The organism is Paraburkholderia sp. 31.1 (assembly GCF_014397645.1).
Classification (GTDB): domain Bacteria; phylum Pseudomonadota; class Gammaproteobacteria; order Burkholderiales; family Burkholderiaceae; genus Paraburkholderia; species Paraburkholderia tuberum.
The window spans coordinates 1-637 of the sequence record NZ_VZQN01000196.1; the positions used below are offsets into that span (position 1 = coordinate 1).

Sequence of the window (637 nt, forward strand, 5' to 3'; positions counted from 1 at the left end):
ATTCCGCATCAAGCGCCCACACTTATCGACTGTTAGTTTTTAAAGATCGGTCCGCCAAACCCGCCGCGCCTGAACCACCACTACCCGGCACCGCTTCGTTTGCGTCGCTGCGTCTGCAGCAGAGAAGCGGAATTATGGAGAACTTCCACCGGATCGTCAACAGGTTTTTATCACTCGCCTAACCTGCCCACGCCGCCGAAGCCCACGCCATCAAAGGCTTCCCGCTTCTCCGCACCCCGGCGTCCGGAGCACGAAAGACCGGAATTCTAGTCGCCGCAGCCCGAACTTGCAAGCGAAATCCTGGGGTTTTCCTTAGACGGTGTTAGGAACTTCCGGTCAAAACCTGGTACCCTGGAGGGATGACAAGAGAGAAACGTAAAGCCTAGCCGACAGACGTGTCAGACGAAGAATGGAGCTTCGTAGCAGCGTATCTGACGTTGATGGATGAGAGTGCACCACAGCGTAAATACGAGTTGCGCGAGATGTTCAATGCTTTGCGCTGGATGGCTCGCGCTGGGGCTGCGTGGCGAATGCTGCCGACCAACTTTCCGCCGTGGGAACTCGTGTACCAGCAGACGCAACGATGGCTGGCGGCCGGCTGTTTCGAGTGCATGGTGAGTGATCTTCGTTCGATCAT

2 protein-coding genes are annotated in these 637 nt (G+C 56.7%); both read left to right on the top strand.

Translation table 11 applies throughout. From position 1 onward, the window contains the following. The coding region (locus F6X37_RS36540) for a hypothetical protein (RefSeq protein WP_222945050.1) at nt 1-182 on the top strand (182 nt) is incomplete at its 5' end. A 213-nt stretch (nt 183-395) separates the two neighbouring features. After that, the coding region (locus tag F6X37_RS35980) for a transposase (RefSeq protein ID WP_187614691.1) at nt 396-637 on the top strand (242 nt) is incomplete at its 3' end.